The sequence below is a fragment of the Streptomyces sp. NPDC048644 genome (assembly GCF_043199105.1).
Classification (GTDB): Bacteria; Actinomycetota; Actinomycetes; order Streptomycetales; family Streptomycetaceae; genus Streptomyces.
The window spans coordinates 405,372-423,331 of record NZ_JBICVO010000008.1 but is presented as its reverse complement, the minus strand read 5'-3'; the positions used below and the strand labels follow the sequence as shown (position 1 = coordinate 423,331).

At 70.5% G+C, this 17,960-nt stretch carries 9 protein-coding genes; 4 read left to right on the top strand and 5 right to left on the bottom strand.

Annotation, left to right across the window (positions count from 1 at the left end; genetic code table 11):
* The first annotated feature begins 153 nt into the window (after positions 1-153).
* Complete coding sequence (locus tag ACGFNI_RS21145) at positions 154-5,109, top strand: NAD-glutamate dehydrogenase (protein ID WP_393685851.1); 4,956 nt, start codon at positions 154-156, stop codon at positions 5,107-5,109.
* A gap of 96 nt (positions 5,110-5,205) precedes the next feature.
* On the opposite strand, the gene ACGFNI_RS21140 is transcribed toward ACGFNI_RS21145, so the two are convergent.
* Both ACGFNI_RS21140 and ACGFNI_RS21135 read right to left on the bottom strand, forming a co-directional pair.
* Positions 5,206-6,015: an ABC transporter ATP-binding protein gene (locus tag ACGFNI_RS21140; RefSeq protein ID WP_393685919.1), complete on the bottom strand. Its 810-nt coding sequence runs from the start codon at positions 6,013-6,015 to the stop codon at positions 5,206-5,208.
* A gap of 28 nt (positions 6,016-6,043) precedes the next feature.
* Positions 6,044-6,991, bottom strand: coding sequence for an ABC transporter permease (locus ACGFNI_RS21135; RefSeq protein ID WP_393685849.1), 948 nt, complete (start codon positions 6,989-6,991; stop codon positions 6,044-6,046).
* Between the two features lie 231 nt (positions 6,992-7,222).
* On the opposite strand from ACGFNI_RS21135, the gene ACGFNI_RS21130 reads away from it, so the two are divergent.
* Positions 7,223-7,846: a TetR/AcrR family transcriptional regulator gene (locus ACGFNI_RS21130; protein ID WP_393685847.1), complete on the top strand. Its 624-nt coding sequence runs from the start codon at positions 7,223-7,225 to the stop codon at positions 7,844-7,846.
* Positions 7,847-7,996: 150 nt separating this feature from the next.
* Here ACGFNI_RS21130 and ACGFNI_RS21125 read toward each other — a convergent pair whose 3' ends face one another.
* Positions 7,997-10,339, bottom strand: a complete 2,343-nt coding sequence (locus tag ACGFNI_RS21125; protein ID WP_393685845.1) for a CDP-glycerol glycerophosphotransferase family protein — start codon at positions 10,337-10,339, stop codon at positions 7,997-7,999.
* A 791-nt stretch (positions 10,340-11,130) separates the two neighbouring features.
* Here ACGFNI_RS21125 and ACGFNI_RS21120 point away from each other — a divergent pair.
* Together ACGFNI_RS21120 and ACGFNI_RS21115 are read left to right on the top strand one after the other, a co-directional pair.
* A complete protein-coding gene (locus ACGFNI_RS21120) occupies positions 11,131-14,007 on the top strand; it encodes a CDP-glycerol glycerophosphotransferase family protein (RefSeq protein WP_393685843.1) in 2,877 nt (958 codons plus the stop codon).
* Positions 14,004-15,152: a glycosyltransferase gene (locus ACGFNI_RS21115; protein ID WP_393685842.1), complete on the top strand. Its 1,149-nt coding sequence runs from the start codon at positions 14,004-14,006 to the stop codon at positions 15,150-15,152. The genes ACGFNI_RS21120 and ACGFNI_RS21115 overlap by 4 nt, the downstream gene beginning before the upstream one ends.
* A gap of 101 nt (positions 15,153-15,253) precedes the next feature.
* Here ACGFNI_RS21115 and galE read toward each other — a convergent pair whose 3' ends face one another.
* Together galE and ACGFNI_RS21105 are read right to left on the bottom strand one after the other, a co-directional pair.
* Positions 15,254-16,234 (bottom strand): UDP-glucose 4-epimerase GalE, encoded by a 981-nt coding sequence (gene galE, locus ACGFNI_RS21110; RefSeq protein ID WP_393685840.1) that lies wholly within the window; start codon positions 16,232-16,234, stop codon positions 15,254-15,256.
* Positions 16,235-16,298: 64 nt separating this feature from the next.
* Complete coding sequence (locus tag ACGFNI_RS21105; protein WP_393685917.1) at positions 16,299-17,945, bottom strand: glycosyltransferase family 2 protein; 1,647 nt, start codon at positions 17,943-17,945, stop codon at positions 16,299-16,301.
* Between the last annotated feature and the right edge of the window lie 15 nt (positions 17,946-17,960).

Genomic DNA, 17,960 nt, shown 5'->3' with positions numbered 1-17,960 from the left:
CTGCGTCAAGAACAGTCGAAGACAGCACGGCCTTCTCTCATCGCGGCATAGCGTCGACACCGACCGGACACCTCGCGTCGCAGCGGCGTTGTGCAGCATCCACGGAGTTCTTCCACAACGTCACGCAACGGCGCGCGACAGGAGCCAGAGGACATGCAGACCAAGCTGGACGAAGCCAAGACCGAGCTGCTCACCAGGGCCGCCCGGGTCGTTGAAAGCAGCCCGGCCGGGAGCAAGAACCCGGTACGAGGTCTCGACAAGGAGACCCTCACGGGATACCTCCAGCGCTACTACCTGCACACGGCCCCCGAGGACCTCGCGGACCGTGACCCCGTCGACGTGTTCGGCGCCGCGATCTCGCACTACCGCCTCGCGGAGAACCGTCCGCAGGGCACCGCCAACGTCCGGGTGCACACCCCGACCGTCGAGGAGAACGGCTGGACCTGCAGCCACTCCGTCGTCGAGGTGGTCACCGACGACATGCCCTTCCTCGTCGACTCGGTCACCAACGAGCTGTCCCGGCAGGGGCGCGGCATCCATGTCGTGATCCACCCGCAGGTCATCGTCCGCCGTGACGTCGCGGGCAAGCTCATCGAGGTCTTCGACTCCAGCTGCGACGCGCACGGCAGCACCGGCAAGGGCAAGACCGCCGAACTGCCGCACGACGCGGTCACCGAATCGTGGATCCACGTCGAGATGGACCGCGAGACCGACCGCGACGACCTCAAGCAGATCACCGCCGACCTGCTGCGGGTGCTCTCGGACGTCCGCGAGGCCGTCGAGGACTGGGAGAAGATGCGCGGCGCCGCGCTGCGGATCGCCGAGGAGCTGCCCGCCGAGCCCACCGCCGACGACCTGCGCGACCAGGAGATCGAGGAGGCCCGCGAGCTGCTGCGCTGGCTCGCCGCCGACCACTTCACCTTCCTCGGCTACCGCGAGTACGAGCTGATCTCGGGCCCCGGCGAGAGCGGCGACGAGGACATGCTGTCCGCCGTGCCCGGCACCGGCCTCGGCATCCTGCGCGCCGACCCCGCGCACGCCGACGAGGACGGGCACCCGGTGTCGCCGTCCTTCAACCGGCTGCCCGCCGACGCCCGCGCGAAGGCCCGCGAGCACAAGCTGCTGATCCTCACCAAGGCCAACAGCCGCGCCACCGTCCACCGCCCGTCGTACCTCGACTACGTCGGCGTCAAGAAGTTCGACGCGGACGGCAACGTCATCGGCGAGCGCCGCTTCCTGGGCCTGTTCTCGTCCGCCGCGTACACCGAGTCGGTGCGCCGGGTGCCGGTCATCCGCCGTAAGGTCGCCGAGGTCCTGGAGGGCGCCGGCTTCACGCCGGACAGCCACGACGGCCGCGACCTGCTCCAGATCCTCGAAACGTACCCGCGTGACGAGCTGTTCCAGACCCCGGCCGACGAGCTGCGCTCCATCGCCACCAGCGTGCTCTACCTCCAGGAGCGCCGCCGGCTGCGTCTGTACCTCCGCCAGGACGAGTACGGCCGCTACTACTCCGCGCTGGTCTACCTCCCGCGCGACCGCTACACCACCGGCGTGCGGCTGCGCCTGATCGACATCCTCAAGGAGGAACTGGGCGGCACCAGCGTCGACTTCACCGCCTGGAACACCGAGTCGGTCCTCTCCCGGCTGCACTTCGTCGTCCGTGTCGAGTCCGGCGCCTCGCTGCCGGACCTCACCGACGCCGACGTGGACCGCATCGAGGCCCGCCTGGTGGAGGCCGCCCGCTCCTGGGCCGACGGCTTCGCCGAGGCGCTGACCGCCGAGGTCGGCGAGGAGCGCGCCGCCGAGCTGCTGCGCCGCTACGCCCACGCCTTCCCCGAGGGCTACAAGGCCGACAACTCCCCGCGCAGCGCCGTCGCCGACCTCCAGCACCTGGAGAAGCTCACGGGCGAGGCGGGCGCGGACTTCTCGGTCAGCCTCTACCAGCCGGTCGGCGCGGCCCCCAACGAACGCCGCTTCAAGATCTACCGCAGGGGCGAGCCGGTCTCCCTCTCCAAGGTGCTGCCCGGCCTGAACCGCCTGGGTGTCGAGGTCGTCGACGAGCGCCCCTACGAGCTGCCCTGCGCCGACGGCACCGTCGCCTGGGTCTACGACTTCGGCCTGCGGCTGCCCGACAAGGTCAACGGCGACGACGCCCGCGAGCGCTTCCAGGACGCGTTCACCGCGGTGTGGAACGGCGCGGCCGAGAGCGACGACTTCAACCAGCTGGTGCTGCGGGCCGGGCTCAACTGGCGCCAGGCGATGGTGCTGCGGGCCTACGCGAAGTACCTGCGGCAGGCCGGCGCGACCTTCAGCCAGACGTACATGGAGGACACGCTCGCCAACAACGTCCACACCACCCGGCTGCTGGTCTCCCTGTTCGAGGCGCGGATGTCGCCGGAGCGGCAGCGGGCCGGCACGGAGCTGATCGACGGGCTGCTCGAAGAGCTGGACGGCGCGCTCGACCAGGTCGCATCCCTGGACGAGGACCGGATCCTGCGGTCGTTCCTCACCGTCATCAAGGCGACCCTGCGCACCAACCACTACCAGCGGGACGGCGAGGGCAGGCCGCACTCCTACCTGTCCATGAAGCTGGACCCGAAGGCCATCCCGGACCTGCCCGCGCCCCGCCCGGCGTACGAGATCTGGGTGTACTCGCCCAAGGTCGAGGGTGTCCACCTGCGGTTCGGCAAGGTCGCGCGCGGTGGTCTGCGCTGGTCGGACCGCCGGGAGGACTTCCGTACGGAGATCCTCGGCCTGGTCAAGGCGCAGATGGTCAAGAACACCGTCATCGTGCCGGTCGGCTCCAAGGGCGGCTTCGTCGGCAAGCAGCTGCCGGACCCGGCGCTCGGCCGTGACGCCTGGCTCGCCGAGGGCATCGCCAGCTACCGCACCTTCATCTCCGGCCTGCTCGACATCACCGACAACCTCGTCGGCGGCGAGGTCGTGCACCCGCAGAACGTCGTGCGGCACGACGGCGACGACACCTACCTGGTCGTCGCAGCCGACAAGGGCACGGCGAAGTTCTCCGACATCGCCAACGAGGTCGCCGAGTCGTACGGCTACTGGCTGGGCGACGCCTTCGCGTCCGGCGGCAGCGCGGGCTACGACCACAAGGGCATGGGCATCACCGCCCGCGGCGCCTGGGAGTCGGTCGAGCGGCACTTCCGCGAGCTGGGCCACGACACCCAGACCGAGGACTTCACCGCGGTCGGCGTCGGCGACATGTCGGGCGACGTGTTCGGCAACGGCATGCTGCTGAGCGAGCACATCCGCCTGGTCGCCGCCTTCGACCACCGGCACATCTTCATCGACCCCAAGCCGGACGCCGCCATCTCGTACGCCGAGCGCCGCCGGCTCTACGAGCTGCCCCGCTCGTCGTGGGCCGACTACAACACCGAGCTGCTGTCGCAGGGCGGCGGCATACACTCGCGGTCGGCGAAGTCCATCCCGATCAACGCGCAGGTGCGGGCGGCACTCGGCCTCGAAGCCGGTGTCAAGAAGATGACCCCGGCCGACCTGATGAAGGCCATCCTCCAGTCGCCGGTCGACCTGCTGTGGAACGGCGGCATCGGCACGTACGTGAAGTCGTCGGCCGAGTCCAACGCCGACGTGGGCGACAAGTCCAACGACGCGATCCGGGTCAACGGCGAGGACCTGCGGGTCAAGGTCGTCGGTGAGGGCGGCAACCTCGGGCTGACCCAGCTGGGCCGCATCGAGTTCGCCACGGCCGGCGGGAAGATCAACACCGACGCGATCGACAACAGCGCCGGCGTGGACACCTCCGACCACGAGGTGAACATCAAGATCCTGCTCAACTCCGTGGTCGCCAACGGCGACATGACGGTCAAGCAGCGCAACTCCCTGCTGGCCAAGATGACCGACGAGGTCGGCGCGCTGGTGCTGCGCAACAACTACGCGCAGAACACCGCGCTGGCGCTGGCCCAGGCGCAGTCCTCCAGCATGCTCCACGCCCAGCAGCGCTTCCTGCGCCGCCTGGTGCGGGACGGCCACCTCGACCGGGCGCTGGAGTTCCTGCCCGCCGACCGGCAGATCCGCGAGCGGCTGAACGCGGGCCGCGGGCTGACCCAGCCCGAGACCGCCGTGCTGCTGGCCTACACCAAGATCACGGTGGCCGACGAGCTGATCAGGACCGGCCTGCCGGACGACCCCTACCTCCAGCACCTGCTGCTCGCCTACTTCCCTTCGGCGCTGCACAAGGAGTTCTCCGCGCAGATCGACGGGCACGCGCTGCGCCGCGAGATCGTCACGACGGTGATGGTCAACGACACCGTCAACACCGGCGGTACGAGCTTCCTGCACCGCATGCGGGAGGAGACCGGCGCTTCGCTGGAAGAGGTGGTGCGGGCGCACACCGCGGCCCGTGCGATCTTCGGGCTCAACCAGGTGTGGGACGACGTCGAGGCGCTGGACAACCGCGTGGCGGCCGACGTCCAGACCCGGATCCGGCTGCACAGCAGGCGGCTGGTCGAGCGCGGCACCCGCTGGCTGCTCAACAACCGTCCGCAGCCGCTGGAGCTTTCGGAGACCATCGAGTTCTTCAGCAAGCGGGTCGCCGAGGTCTGGTCCGAGCTGCCCAAGCTGCTCCAGGGCCGTGACCTGGAGTGGTACCGGGCGACCCTCGGCGAGCTGACCGAGGCGGGGGTGCCCGAGGCGCTGGCCGTCCAGGTGTCCGGGTTCTCCTCGGTCTTCCCCGCGCTGGACATCGTGGCCATCGCCGACCGCTCCGGCAAGGAGCCGCTGGACGTCGCCGAGGTCTACTACGACCTGGGCGAGCGGCTGCGGCTCAACCAGCTCCTGGACCGCATCCTGGAGCTGCCGCGCAACGACCGCTGGCAGTCGATGGCCCGCGCCTCGATCCGCGAGGACCTGTTCGCCGCGCACGCCGCGCTGACCTCGGACGTGCTGTCGCAGGGCAACGGCTCGTCGACTCCCGAGCAGCGGTTCAAGGCGTGGGAGGAGAACAACGCCGCCATCCTCGGCCGCGCCCGCGCGACGCTGGAGGAGATCCACGGTTCGGAGGGCTTCGACCTGGCGAACCTCTCGGTGGCCATGCGGACGATGCGCACCCTGATGCGGACGCACAGCTGACCGCACGCCGGCGCGCGCCGCGTACGGCGCAAGGGGACGGCCCCGGAGCAACTGCTCCGGGGCCGTCCCCCGTTGGGCCCCCGGGGCTGGTGTCCGTTATTTGTGCGCCTCGTACGCCTTGACGACCTCGTCGGTGGGCCCGTCCATGACGAGTACGCCCTTCTCCAGCCACAGCACCCGGTCGCAGGTGTCCCGGATGGACTTGTTGTTGTGGCTGACGAGGAAGACCGTGCCGGCTTCCTGGCGCAGTTCGCGGATCCGGGCCTCGGAGCGCTTCTGGAAGGCGCGGTCGCCGGTGGCCAGCGCCTCGTCGATCATCAGCACGTCGTGGTTCTTGGCGGCGGCGATGGAGAACCGCAGCCGGGCCGCCATCCCGGATGAGTAGGTGCGCATCGGCAGCGAGATGAAGTCGCCCTTCTCGTTGATGCCGGAGAAGTCGACGATGCCGTCGTAGCGTTCCCTGACCTCCTCACGGCTCATGCCCATCGCGAGGCCGCCGAGCACCACGTTCTTCTCGCCGGTCAGGTCGTTCATCATCGCCGCGTTGACGCCCAGCAGGGACGGCTGGCCGTGGGTGTAGACCCGGCCGCTCGCGGGCGGCAGCAGACCCGCGATGGCCCGCAACAGGGTGGACTTCCCCGAGCCGTTGGAGCCGATGAGGCCGATCGCCTCGCCCTTGTGGGCGACGAAGGTGACGCCCCGGACGGCGTGCACCTCGCGGGTGCCCGCCGTGGTGGTGCGGCGGACGATCCGGCGCAGCGCGGAGACCGCGTTGCCGCGACCGCTGCCCGCGCCGTGCACCTTGTAGACGATGTGGACGTTGTCGGCGATCACGGTGGGGACGCGCTCACCTGCCGCGTCGGCTGCCGGGCCGGGCAGCGGGCGGCTGCCGGGGGCGTCCGGCAGGCCGGCGGGTCCGTTGACGGTGACGGTGTCAGCCACGGCCGTATTCCTCCTCCGCCTTCCAGAAGAAGACGTATCCGACGACTCCGGACAGCACGGCCCAGCCCAGCGCCAGCGGCCAGACGTGCGGCGGCAGGCTCTTGGCGTGCACGGTGTCGATCAGGGCGTACCGCATCAGATCGATGTAGATCAGCGCGGGGTTGGCGTTCAGTGCGACGGCGATGGCCTGCGGGGCGCTCTGGGTGAAGACCGAGAGGTTGTAGAAGACGCCGGAGATGTACATCCAGGTGCGCAGGATGAACGGCATCAGCTGGGCGGTGTCGGTGGTGCGGGCACCGACCCTGGCCATGATCATCGCCAGCCCGGTGTTGAAGACGGACTGGAGCAGCAGGACCGGGATCATCAAGAGCCAGTGCCAGGTCAGCGGGACGCCGCAGAGCAGCACGATCGCGGCCAGCACGCCCATCGAGAAGACCAGTTGCTGGAGCTGGATGAGGGTGTACGCGATGGGCAGGCAGGCCCGGGGGAAGTGCAGGGCGCGCACCAGGCCCAGGCTGCCGGAGACCGCGCGGGTGCCGGCCAGCACCGTGGACTGGGTGAAGGTGAAGATGAAGATGCCGGTGCACAGGAACGGGATGAAGTTGGCGATCCCGCGGTTGGTGTGCAGCAGCACGCCGAAGATCAAGTAGTAGACACCCGCGTTGAACAGCGGGGTCATCACCTGCCAGAGCTGGCCGAGCCTGGCGGTGGTGTAGAGCGCGGTGAGCCGGGCGGTGGCGAACGAGCCGATGAAGTGCCGGCGGGACCAGAGTCTGCGGGTGTACTCGGGCAGCGGCGGGCGGGCGCCGCTGATCTCCAGGCCGTGGCGTGCGGCCATCTCCCGCAGCCGCGGATCGGGCGCGGCGTCGGGGCCGGGGCGTCCGGCGTACGGACCGTCCGGTGCGGGAGCGGAGTCCGGGGGAGCGAGGGTCTGGGGCATGGGGGCCGCTTTCGTACGTGACGGCGTCGGGGCGGCGCGCGCGGTGCACGGCGCGCTCACCGGGACGGGTCATGGCGACGGGGCATGACGACGAGGCGGAACGACAGGTCGGCAGGGGGCGACGGGAAGGACGGCCACTACGTCGGGACGGGTCCGTATCGTCGCGACGTTGACAGTAGGGCGAACGGACGTCGAAACGCAACCGTAGCGTCGTGACGCTATGCTCAAGGCATGGCAAAAGACGGCAGCGAAGACGATCCCGCGGCGGCGCGCCGGGCTCCGGCCGGCGCCGCCGTACTACGGGAGGACAAGACCGCGGCGATCCGCGCGGCGGTCTTCGGGGAACTGGCCACGGTGGGCTTCGCCCGGATGTCGATCGAGGGCATCGCGCGGCGGGCGGGGGTCGGCAAGACCGCGGTCTACCGCAGGTGGCGCTCCAAGCTCCACCTCGTCCTGGACGTGGTCTCCGCGCTGGCCGCCGACGGGCTGCCGACCCCGGACACCGGCACGCTCCGCGGCGACGTGCGGACGCTGCTGGAGGTCGCGGCCCGTGCGCTGCGGCACCCGATGGCCTCGCAGATCATCCCCGACCTGCTGGCCGAGGCGGCGCGCAGCCCGGAGCTGGCCGGTGCGCTCAAGGCCGCGCTGCACGACAGCCAGGAAGGCGTCGCCGCGGCGATGGTGGCGCGCGCCGTCGAGCGCGGCGAACTGCCGGCCGGGGTGGACGCGCGGCTGGCTCTGGACCTGCTGACCGGGCCGCTGTACTGGCGCCTGGTGGTGGTCAGGGACGACCTGCCGGACGACTACCTGGACGAACTGGCGGACGCGGTCGCCGGCGCACTCGGCGCGGAGTGAGAAGGCGGGAGTGAGAAGGCAGGAGTGAGAAAACGGGCGGCCCGGAATTCCGGGCCGCCCGTCGGCGTGTGTGCCGCCCGGCCGGGAAGGCCGGGCTTCCGGGTGCCGCGGGACCGTTGACGGCCACGCGGCACCCAGTGGGCAGCGGCGTCAGCCGGCCAGCCCGATGTCCGAAGGCGACACGTCGGCCGCCGCCTCGTGAGCGATCGGCAGCTCGTCTTCCGGTGCGCCGGGGCGCAGTCCGGCTTCGGCGGCGCGCGGCGAGGGAACGACGGTGCGCTCGGCGGGCGGCAGCGGCGCGGGACGCGCCTCCTGGCCCAGGAAGACCTGGCGCACCACACGCTCCGCCGCGTGCCCGTCGTCCCACTGGCAGAACCGGGCGCGGAAGGCGGCGCGCAGCTCGGCGGCGTCCGCGTCGTCCCAACGGCCGCTGCGGAACGCGTCGATCAGCTGGTCCTCGTTCGTGGCGACGACGCCGGGGGTGTCGCCCGGGTCGCCGGAGAGCAGGTCGAAGGTGACGCCGCGGGAGCGGACGTAGGTGTCCCAGTCGTCCGCGTAGTTGATGATCGGCCGGTCGAGGTTGGCGTAGTCGAACATGATCGACGAGTAGTCGGTGATCAGTGCGTCGGCGGCCAGGCACAGCTCCTCGACGACCGGGTGCGAGGAGACGTCGATCAGGGCGCCGCGCTCCTGGAGCTCCGCGAGGCGGGAGTCCGCGCCGTAGAAGTAGTGGGTACGGACCAGCAGGACGAAGTCGGGGCCCAGCTCGCGGGTGACCCGCTCCAGGTCCATCCGCGGCACATAACCGGTCTGGTAGTCGCGGACGGTCGGCGCGTAGAGGACCGCGATGCGGCCGGGGGCGATGCCGAGCCGCTCGCGGATCTCCCGCACGTCCTGGGCGGTGGCGCGGTAGAAGACGTCGTTGCGCGGGTAGCCGGCGTCGAGCGACTGGAAGGAGCAGGGGTAGACCCGCTCCCACTGCTCGGTGGCGTGCAGGTTGGAGGAGAGGCTGAAGTCCCAGCGGTCGGCGCGCTCCAGGAGCTTGCGCATGCTCATGCCCTTGGCGGCGGCCGGGTACTTCTGCTGGTCGATGCCCATCCGCTTGAGCGGGGTGCCGTGGTGGGTCTGGAGGTGGATCTGCCCAGGCCGCTTGATGATCTCGCCCGCGAAGTTGACGTTGTTGATCAGGTACTTGGCGCGGGCCATCACCTCCCAGTACCGGGGGGAGTTCGCCACGACGTGGTCGACGCCCGCCGGGAGGGTGTCCTCCTGGCCCTTCCTGATCACCCAGACGCCGTGCACCTGCGGCGCCAGCTCCTTCGCCTTCTCGTAGATGGCGAGCGGGTTGCAGGCGGGGGTGCGGTTCCAGTAGGCGGAGTAGACCGCGAGGTTCTCGTCGATGGGGCGGTGCAGCTGGACCTGGTAGAAGCGCTGGAACGCCTGCTTGCCGAGGGTGCGCTTGGTCTTGCGCAGCCGGTCGCGGCCGGACACCCGGGCACCGTTGACGAACTTGAGCGCCTGGAACGCGCGGTACGAGCCGCGGCCGAGCGCCTGGTACTTGGCGCCCGTGATGCCCTCGGGCAGCGCGAACCCGGCCGGCAGGTGGCGCCGGTACATCACGGCGGCCCGGTGGAAGAACTCCGGCCGGTCGCCCGGGGTCACCCGGGTGTCGCGGGCGAAGGTGAAGAGGAAGTGGCTGACCATCCGCTCGAACATCAGCGGCCGGATCCGGTTCAGGTCCGGGCGGGTGTCGAGGAACTCGAAGAGCCGCTGGTACTGCTCGAAGATCGTGAAGTGCTTGCGGCCCGGGGTCTTCATCGAGTTGCCCTGGCGGCGCTGGCGGTACTCGACGCAGACCTGGTCCAGGCAGGCGGCGGTCTCGGCGGTCAGCATGGTCGTGTAGACCATCAGCGCGTCTTCGTAGAGACCGTCGGTGTACTGGAAGCCGTTGCCGGTGAAGAAGTCCCGGCGGAAGGCGCGGTTCCACACCACCGCGAACATGTTGAGGAACTCCAGCCGGTCGGCCGGCCGGAAGACCTCGGTCCCGGCCTCCTGGAGCATCTCGGCGCTGGCGCTCGGCTGGACCTTGTTCCACCAGTACGTGCGGACGTGGTCGAAGAGCAGGATCTCCGGGTCGGAGGTGACCGCGAGACGGTCGGCCATCGCCTGGAGCGAGCCCGGCGCGTAGGTGTCGTCGCTGTCGAGGAAGAGCAGGTAGTCGCCGCGGGCCTGCGCGACACCGGTGTTACGGGCCTGGCCGATGCCGCCGTTCTCGGCGCGGTGCACGGGGATAACGCGCTTGTCGCGGGCCGCGTACTCGTCGAGGATCGCGCCGCTGCTGTCGGGAGAGCAGTCGTCGACGGCGATCAGCTCGAAATCCGTGAACTCCTGCTCCAGCACCGAGTCCATGCATTCGCGCAGGAATCCCTGCACCTTGTACACGGGCACGATGATGCTGAAGCGGGGTACGGCTTCGGTGCCTATCTCGGACATGCGGTGCTACTCCTCGTGACGAGCCGAGTACAGAAAGCTGAAATCGCTCGGAAGCGAATTCTATGCCAGTTGTATGACTGTCGTTCACCGCCAACGGTTGCAGCCTGTAACCCGAAAGTTGTGTGGCCCTCATTACACATCGCGCTAAGTCGCGACAATACGGGCGGGGGTGCGGTGCGGGCGAATGCGGATCTTGTGGGTGTGCGGTGCCGGCCGCCATTTCCCCGTCGCCCGCCGTCCGGCGCCGGTGAATCCGTGCGGCCCGGCATCCGCCGCCACCATTCCCTCGCGGCCCGCCGTCCGGCGCGGGCGAACTCGTACGCCCCCGGATCGGTGTGCGAGACCGCCCGCCCGGCGCCCGTCGCCCGCCCGCCGCGCCCGGCCGGTGCGCCCGCCGCGGCCCGCTCGGACATCCGCAGCCGTCCGTGCGCGATGAGCCGTCCCGCGGGCGCGTGTGCCAACTCACGGGAATTTCGCGCAACCCCCTTGCTGCGCAGGGCCTCTTGGGTGTCAGAGGCGTCGGATCCGTGGACGCTTCTTTGTGATCGATGAGCGTGCACCGCACGGCAAATGCGCCAAGCGCCCGATTCGGCCGCCGCGGCATATGCGTCCGGTCGTAGGGATATACGTCTCGAACGGCCGGTTCGGGTATGCCACGGACGGGTGGTCAGGCGCACGAAAAAGCGCAGGAAATCCCGCCGTTGCCCGTCCGGCGCGACAGGGTGCGGGCAGGGGTGCACGGTAGTTTTGATGGCCCAATACGGCACAAGGAACAGAGGATAGGGGTGCCCGTGCCTGACGTCTCCGTAGTCGTGATCGTCTACAACGACGCCAACCGGCTGCCGACCGCCGTCCGGTCCGTGATGGATCAGACGCTGCACGGTGTCGACGTGGTGATCGTCGACGACTGCAGCACGGACAGATCGTTCGCCGTGGCCCAGGAACTCGCCGCCGCTCACCCCGGCAGGGTCCGCGCCCTGCAACTCCCCGAGAACAGCGGGGGCTGCGGTGCCCCGCGCAACCACGGCATCGCCCACGCGCAGGGCGAGTTCGTCATGTTCCTCGACAGTGACGACGTCCTGGAACCCAACGCCTGCCGCAACATGCTGGACGCGGCCGAACGCACCGGCGCCGACCTGGTGTCCGGCATGTGCGTGCGGGTCCACGTCGACACCCGCACCAAGAAGACCGTCGAGTGGTACCCGTGGCTCTACGCCCGCACCCGCACGATCGAATCGGTCTCCGAACTCCCTGACCTGCTGGTCTTCGACACCCTGTCGACCAACAAGCTCTACCGCCGGGAATTCCTCCGCGAAGCCGGACTGGAATTCCCCGTCGGCATTCACTACGAGGATCTGCTCTTCTCCGCCCAGGCATATGTGGCGGCCCGGCGCATCACCCTCATTCCCAACCACGTCTACTTCTGGAATGTGTTCGAGAAGGCGGCGACGAAATCCATCAGCAACCGGCGGCACGAAATCGCCAACTTTGCGCATCGGATGGAAATTCACCGCAGAGTGGACGAACTGCTCGCCCAACAGGGCCTGGACGAGCTGAAGTTCCACAAAGACGTCAAATTCCTCAAGCACGACCTCGTCCTGCACCTGCGTGACCTGCCGCTCTTGGACGAGACCTACCGGCGGGAGTTCGCCGAGATGGCCAACGGCTACCTCGCCGGCATCGCCCCCGAGGCGTACGAGCGTGTGCAGCCGATACAGGCCATCTGCGCCTACCTCCTCGGCAAGGAGGACTGGCAGGCCCTGATGCCCGCGGTCGACACCCTCATCAACCGCGACAAGATTTCCACCCCGCTCGCCGAGCACGAGGGCCGCGTCTACTGGACCGACCGGCACCTCGACGACCCGGAGGGCCGCCGGGTACTCGACGTCACCGACGCCGGCTACCACACCCGCTCCCTGGGCCGGCTCTTCCTGCGCAACCAGCTGACCTCCTACGCCGACGACGGGCGCGGCACCGTCGAGCTGGCCGGCTCGGTCGTCAACCCGCTCGGCGCGATCACCCCCGCCACCCGGCTGCGCGGACGCATCGAACTGAAGGCCCGCCGCCGCAGCCTGCAGACCTTCAGCTTCCCGCTCAACTCGCTGCGGCTGCACGGCGACCGCGTCGACTGGGACGCCACGCTCGACCTCGCCCGCCGCCTGCGCCCGCTCGGTGTGATCGACGCGGTCTGGGACGCCAGGCTGATCCTGGAGGCCGACGGGGAGACCACCCGCACCCGGCTGACCGTCGGCGGCGTCGACCTCGACGACGCCCGCGCGCTGCGCATCAGGCCCCGGCTGACCCGGCTGGTCTCCGACCGCATCGAGCCCGCCACGTCCAAGCGTGGCCACCTCACCTTCGTGCTGCACGCGCAGAGCAAGGCGTCACGCGGCACCCAGAAGCTGCTCGGGCAGGCGCTGCACAGCCCGGCCGCCGCGCTCGCCAAGACCGGCGTGCGCACCGCCCGCAAGGCCAAGCGGGAGCTGAACTCAGGACAGACCAAACTCCGCGTCTACCACGAGGTGTTCAGCAAACTCCCCGTCCGCAAGGGCCTCGTGGTCTTCGAGAGCCACCTCGGCAAGCAGTACAGCGACAGCCCCCGCGCCCTGTACGAGGAGATGCGCCGCCAGGGCATCGACTTCGAGGCGGTCTGGAGCTACGCGGGCAAGAAGCCGACCGGCTTCCCCGAGGACGCCACCCTCGTCAAGCGCTGGGGCTGGCCCTACCTCAGGGCCCTGGCCCAGGCCGAGTTCTGGATCGACAACCAGGGCTACCCCCTCAAGCTCACCAAGCGCCCCGAGACCACCTACATCCAGACCTGGCACGGCTCCGCGCTCAAGCGGATGGGCTTCGACGAGCCCAGGCTGCGGCTCCAGGCCCGCGCCGCGAAGGACGCCTACCAGCAGGTCCTGGACCGCTTCGACCACTTCCTGGTGCGCTCCGAACACGACGTACGCACCCTCGCAGGCGCCTTCCGGCTGCGCCCCGAAGTCCTGCTGCGCAGCGGCTACCCGCGCAACGACGCCCTGGTCGCCGCCCGCAGGGAAGAGGAGTGCTCCGGCACCCGCACCCGCGGCCCGCTCGCCGCCGAACTGGGCATCCCCGACGACAAGACGGTGCTGCTCTACGCACCGACCTTCCGCGCCAATCCCAACGGCGCGGTACGCGGCTTCGAGCTGCCCTTCGACGTCGACGAGTTCACCCAGCGGTTCGGCGACCGCTTCGTGCTGCTGATCCGCTCGCACTACCTCAACCACGTCGTCCTGCCGCCGTCCGTACGCGGCACCGTCATCGACGTCACCGGGCACCACGACATCGCCCCGCTGATGACCCTCGCCGACGGCCTGATCACCGACTACTCATCGGTGATGTTCGACTACGCACTCCTCGACCGGCCGATGCTGTTCTTCGCCTACGACTACGAGGAGTACGCGAACGAGGCGCGCGGCACCTACTTCGACCTCAAGAGCACCGCGCCCGGACCGTTCGTCGAGACCCAGGACGAGCTGTTCGACGCCATCGACCAGCTCAAGGCGGCCGACGCCGAACACCGCGAGGCCCGCGCGCAGTTCACCGCCGCCTACGGCGAATACGACCAGGGGGACGCGGCCCGTCGCGTCGTCGGCAGATTCTTCGGTGCGGGACACCGCGAAGGAGGCGCCAAGTGACCGGGCGCGACATCTACTTCGTCTCCAACAACGTCAACGAGATGGGCGGGGTGACCACCTGGTCGCACCAGATGGCCCGGCTGTTCGCCGCGCGCGGCCACCACCCGCGCGTCATCGGCATCGTCCCGGCGCCTGAGGAACTCCGCACCGACCTCGGTGACCTCCCGTACCCCACCGACACCCTCTACACCGTGCACCCGCCGCACGTCGGACCGGTACGCGGCGTCAAGGGCCGGCTCAACCTCGCCGAGCGGCGCAGGCGGGCCGCCAGGGAAGCCGGGATGCGCGAGGCGGCCGAGCGGCTCAGCGGCATCCTCCGCACCGCGCGCCCCGGCGGCATCGTCATCTGCACCCAGGTGTGGGCCATGGAATGGGTGAAGCTCGCCGACACCGCGGGCATGCCTGTGATCGGCATGACCCACGAGTCGTTCGGCGCCTGCCGCGGCTCCTCGCGCTTCGCGCGGGTCAAGCGGCACTACAAGGGCGTCGACCGGCTGCTCGCCCTCACCCGCGAGGACGCCGACATGTGGATCAGGGCCGGCATGGACAACGCCGACTACATGCCGAACCCGCTGCCCGTCATGCCCGACGCCCCCTCGCAGCGCACCGAGAAGGTCGTCGCCAGCATCGGCAGGCTCTCCGACGAGAAGGGCGTCGACCTGCTCCTGGACACCTGGGCGCTGCTGACGCCCCGGCACCCCGACTGGCTGCTGCGGATCTACGGCTCGGGCGAGGACGAGGAGATCCTGCTCAAGCAGCGCGACGCGCTCGGCCTGGAGCGGTCGGTGGAGTTCATGGGCCGCACCGACGACGTGCCGGGCGCACTGCGCGGCGCCGCCCTCTTCGCCCAGGCGTCCCGCGCCGAAGGCTTCCCGCTGTCACTGATGGAGGCGATGGCGGCGGCGGTGCCCTGCGCCGCGTTCGACTGCGCGCCCGGCGTCCACGAGATCGTGCAGGACGGCGAGGACGGGCTGCTGGCCGCGCCCGGCAACATCAACCAACTCGCCGCGCACATCGAGGCGTTGATGACCGACAAGGAACTGCGCGACCGGCTCGGCACCACCGCGCGCGAGAACGTCCAGCGCTACTGCACCGACCGGATCACCCACCGCTGGGAAGAACTCTTCGCCTTCCTGGAGCGCTGATTCCCGGAGCGCTGAATTCCCGGAGCGCCAAGCCGCCCGGAGAGACGACAGCCGCCGTGCCCCTCACCAGGAGGGGCACGGCGGCTGTCCGCCGTACGGGGTCAGCGGGCCTCGGGGTGGTGGTGCTGCCAGCCCGCCCACGCCGAGGTGATCATGTCGCGGACGTCGTGGTGTGCCTTCCAGCCCAGCTCGGCCGCGATCCGGTCGTCGGCGGCGACCACCCGGGCCGGGTCGCCGGGGCGGCGCGGCGTGACCTCGGCGGCGACGCCCGGGTGACCGGTGACCTCGACGATCAGATCGATCATCTCGCGGACCGAAACCCCCTCGCCGCGGCCGATGTTGAGGGTCAGATCGCGGACCGGCCCCGGCTCGGCGAGCTTGCGGGCAGCCGCCACATGGGCGTCGGCGAGGTCGGCGACGTGGATGTAGTCGCGGATGCAGGTGCCGTCCGGCGTGTCGTAGTCGTCGCCGAAGATCCGTGGCGCGGCGCCGGCGGTGAGCTTCTCGAACACCATCGGGACGATGTTGAAGACGCCGGTGTCCGCCAGCTCGGGGGCGGCGGCGCCCGCGACGTTGAAGTAGCGCAGGCAGGCGGTGCTGATGCCGTGCGCCCGCCCGGCCGCGCGGGCCATCCACTCGCCGACCAGCTTGGTCTCGCCGTACGGGTTGATCGGCACGCAGGGCGTGTCCTCGGTGACCAGGTCGACGTCCGGCATGCCGTAGACCGCGGCCGACGAGGAGAACACGAACCGGCCGACGCCGCCCGCGGCCATCGCCTCCAGCAGCGTCTGGAGACCGTGGACGTTCTCGCGGTAGTAGTGCAGCGGCATCTCGACGGACTCGCCGACCTGCTTCTTGGCGGCCAGGTGCACGACGTCGGTGACGCCGTGCTCGGCGATGGTGCGGTCCAGGAGCGCGCGGTCCAGGGTGGAGCCGACGACCAGCGGCACGTCTTCTGGGAGCCTGGCGGCGACCCCCGTCGTCAGGTCGTCCAGCACGATGACGGGCTCGCCCGCCTGCCGCAGGGCCCGTACGACGTGGGCGCCGATGTAGCCGGCACCACCCGTGATCAAGTAAGACATGGCGCCATCCTAGGCTCGCGGACTGGTGGAGGACGGGAGGGCGGGCGGTGCCCGGCCCCGGTGGTCAGCGGCGCAGCCGCGCCGTGGCGATCCGCCGGACGCTGCGCAGCCCGGCGGCGATCCGCAGCGACAGCGCCCCGCCGGTGGTCGCGTACGGCTGCACCAGCAGCACGGCGAAGCGGCGGCTCGGCAGCATCCGGCGGCGCAGCCCCGGGCCCACCGCGCGCAGCGAGGCGCGGAAGCCGGAGCCGTCGGCGCAGCGCACCTGCGCCATCAGATCCCAGGGGTCGGGCCCGGCCGCCTGCCGGTCGCCGCGCTCGACCAGCGCGCCGAGGTCGAGCACCACCTCGGCGGTCCAGGACGCGTCGGAGCCGGGCGCCGGGGTCAGCGCGGCCGTGTGCACCGGGCCGCGCCGGTCGTCGGCCCGCCGCCGCAGCTCGACGTCGATGCTCAGCGGCCCGGCATCGGCGAGCCGCCCGTACAGCTCGTGCACCCGCAGCCGCAGCACGCTGCGGCGGCCGATGACCGGCTCCGCGTCGATGGTGACCGGCAGCCGGTGCGTCGGCTTGGAGTCGATCCCGTCCAGCTCGACCTGCGGCAGCTGCGCCGACCACACCGGGCGCCCCTCGTCGTTCCTGGCGTACGGCGGCAGCAGCCGTCCCGGTCTGTCCGCCAGCTGCGTCAGCCGGTCGAGACCGTCGGGCGGCCCGTCCGCCGCCGATACGACCCGGGCGAGCCAGCGGGCCGGGGCGCGGGCGGCCTGGAGGTCGGCCGCGTCGAAGCCGGCCAGGTAGTCGGCGGTCAGCCGCCACCACGCGGTGCGGTAGTCGGCGCCGCGGGTGTGCAGTTCACGGACGTACATCCGCAGGTCGTGGTCGAGGAACTTGGTCCTGGCGGCCTGCGCGAGCTCCTTGTGCCCGGCCTCCTGGAAGATCTGCACGCTGGTGCGGTGCGCGTCGATCCTGGCCTGCCAGTTGGCGACGTCCTTGCGGGCCAGCGAGATCGACTGCTTGGCGGCGGCGCGGCGGACGTGCCAGATGTAGACGCTGTCGGGGATGGTCACCAGCCGCGGGGCGGCGGCCAGCACCCGCGCGGTGAAGACGAAGTCCTCGTAGGTGAAGCGGCCTTCGGGGAAGACGATGCCGTGCTCGGCGAGGAACGCCCGGTCGTAGAGCTTGTTCACGCACAGGGTGTCCCGCACCAGATGGGGGCTGCCGGCGGGGGCCGTGTGCACGGTGGTCCCGCGGTAGATGCCCGGCTGCCACGGGACGTCGCGGCGGTCAGGCAGCTCCCTGCGGACGCAGGCGCCTGACGCCACCGGCGCGTCCGCGTCGAGCGCGGCCCGCAGCAGCGCGGGTGCCGCACCGGGCGGCAGCACGTCGTCGCTGTCCAGGAACATCACGAACCGGCCCGCCGCGGCGCGCAGTCCGTCATTGCGTGGGGTGCCGCAGCCGCCGCTGTTCTCGGTGCGGTGCAGGACGCGCAGCCCTGGCTCGTCGCGGGCGAGGGTGTCGAGGGCGGCGCCGGTGCCGTCGGTGGAGGCGTCGTCCACGGCGATCACTTCGACGGTGACGCCGTCGGCGGCCTGCGCCAGTGCGGAGCGCACCGCGTCGGTGACGTGCGTGACGTCGTTGAAGGCGATGACGACGATGCTGATCTGCGCGGCCGGCGTGATGGTGGGCCCAGGCGGTGGCTCGTGGGCTTCTTTCACAGTCACTACATCTAC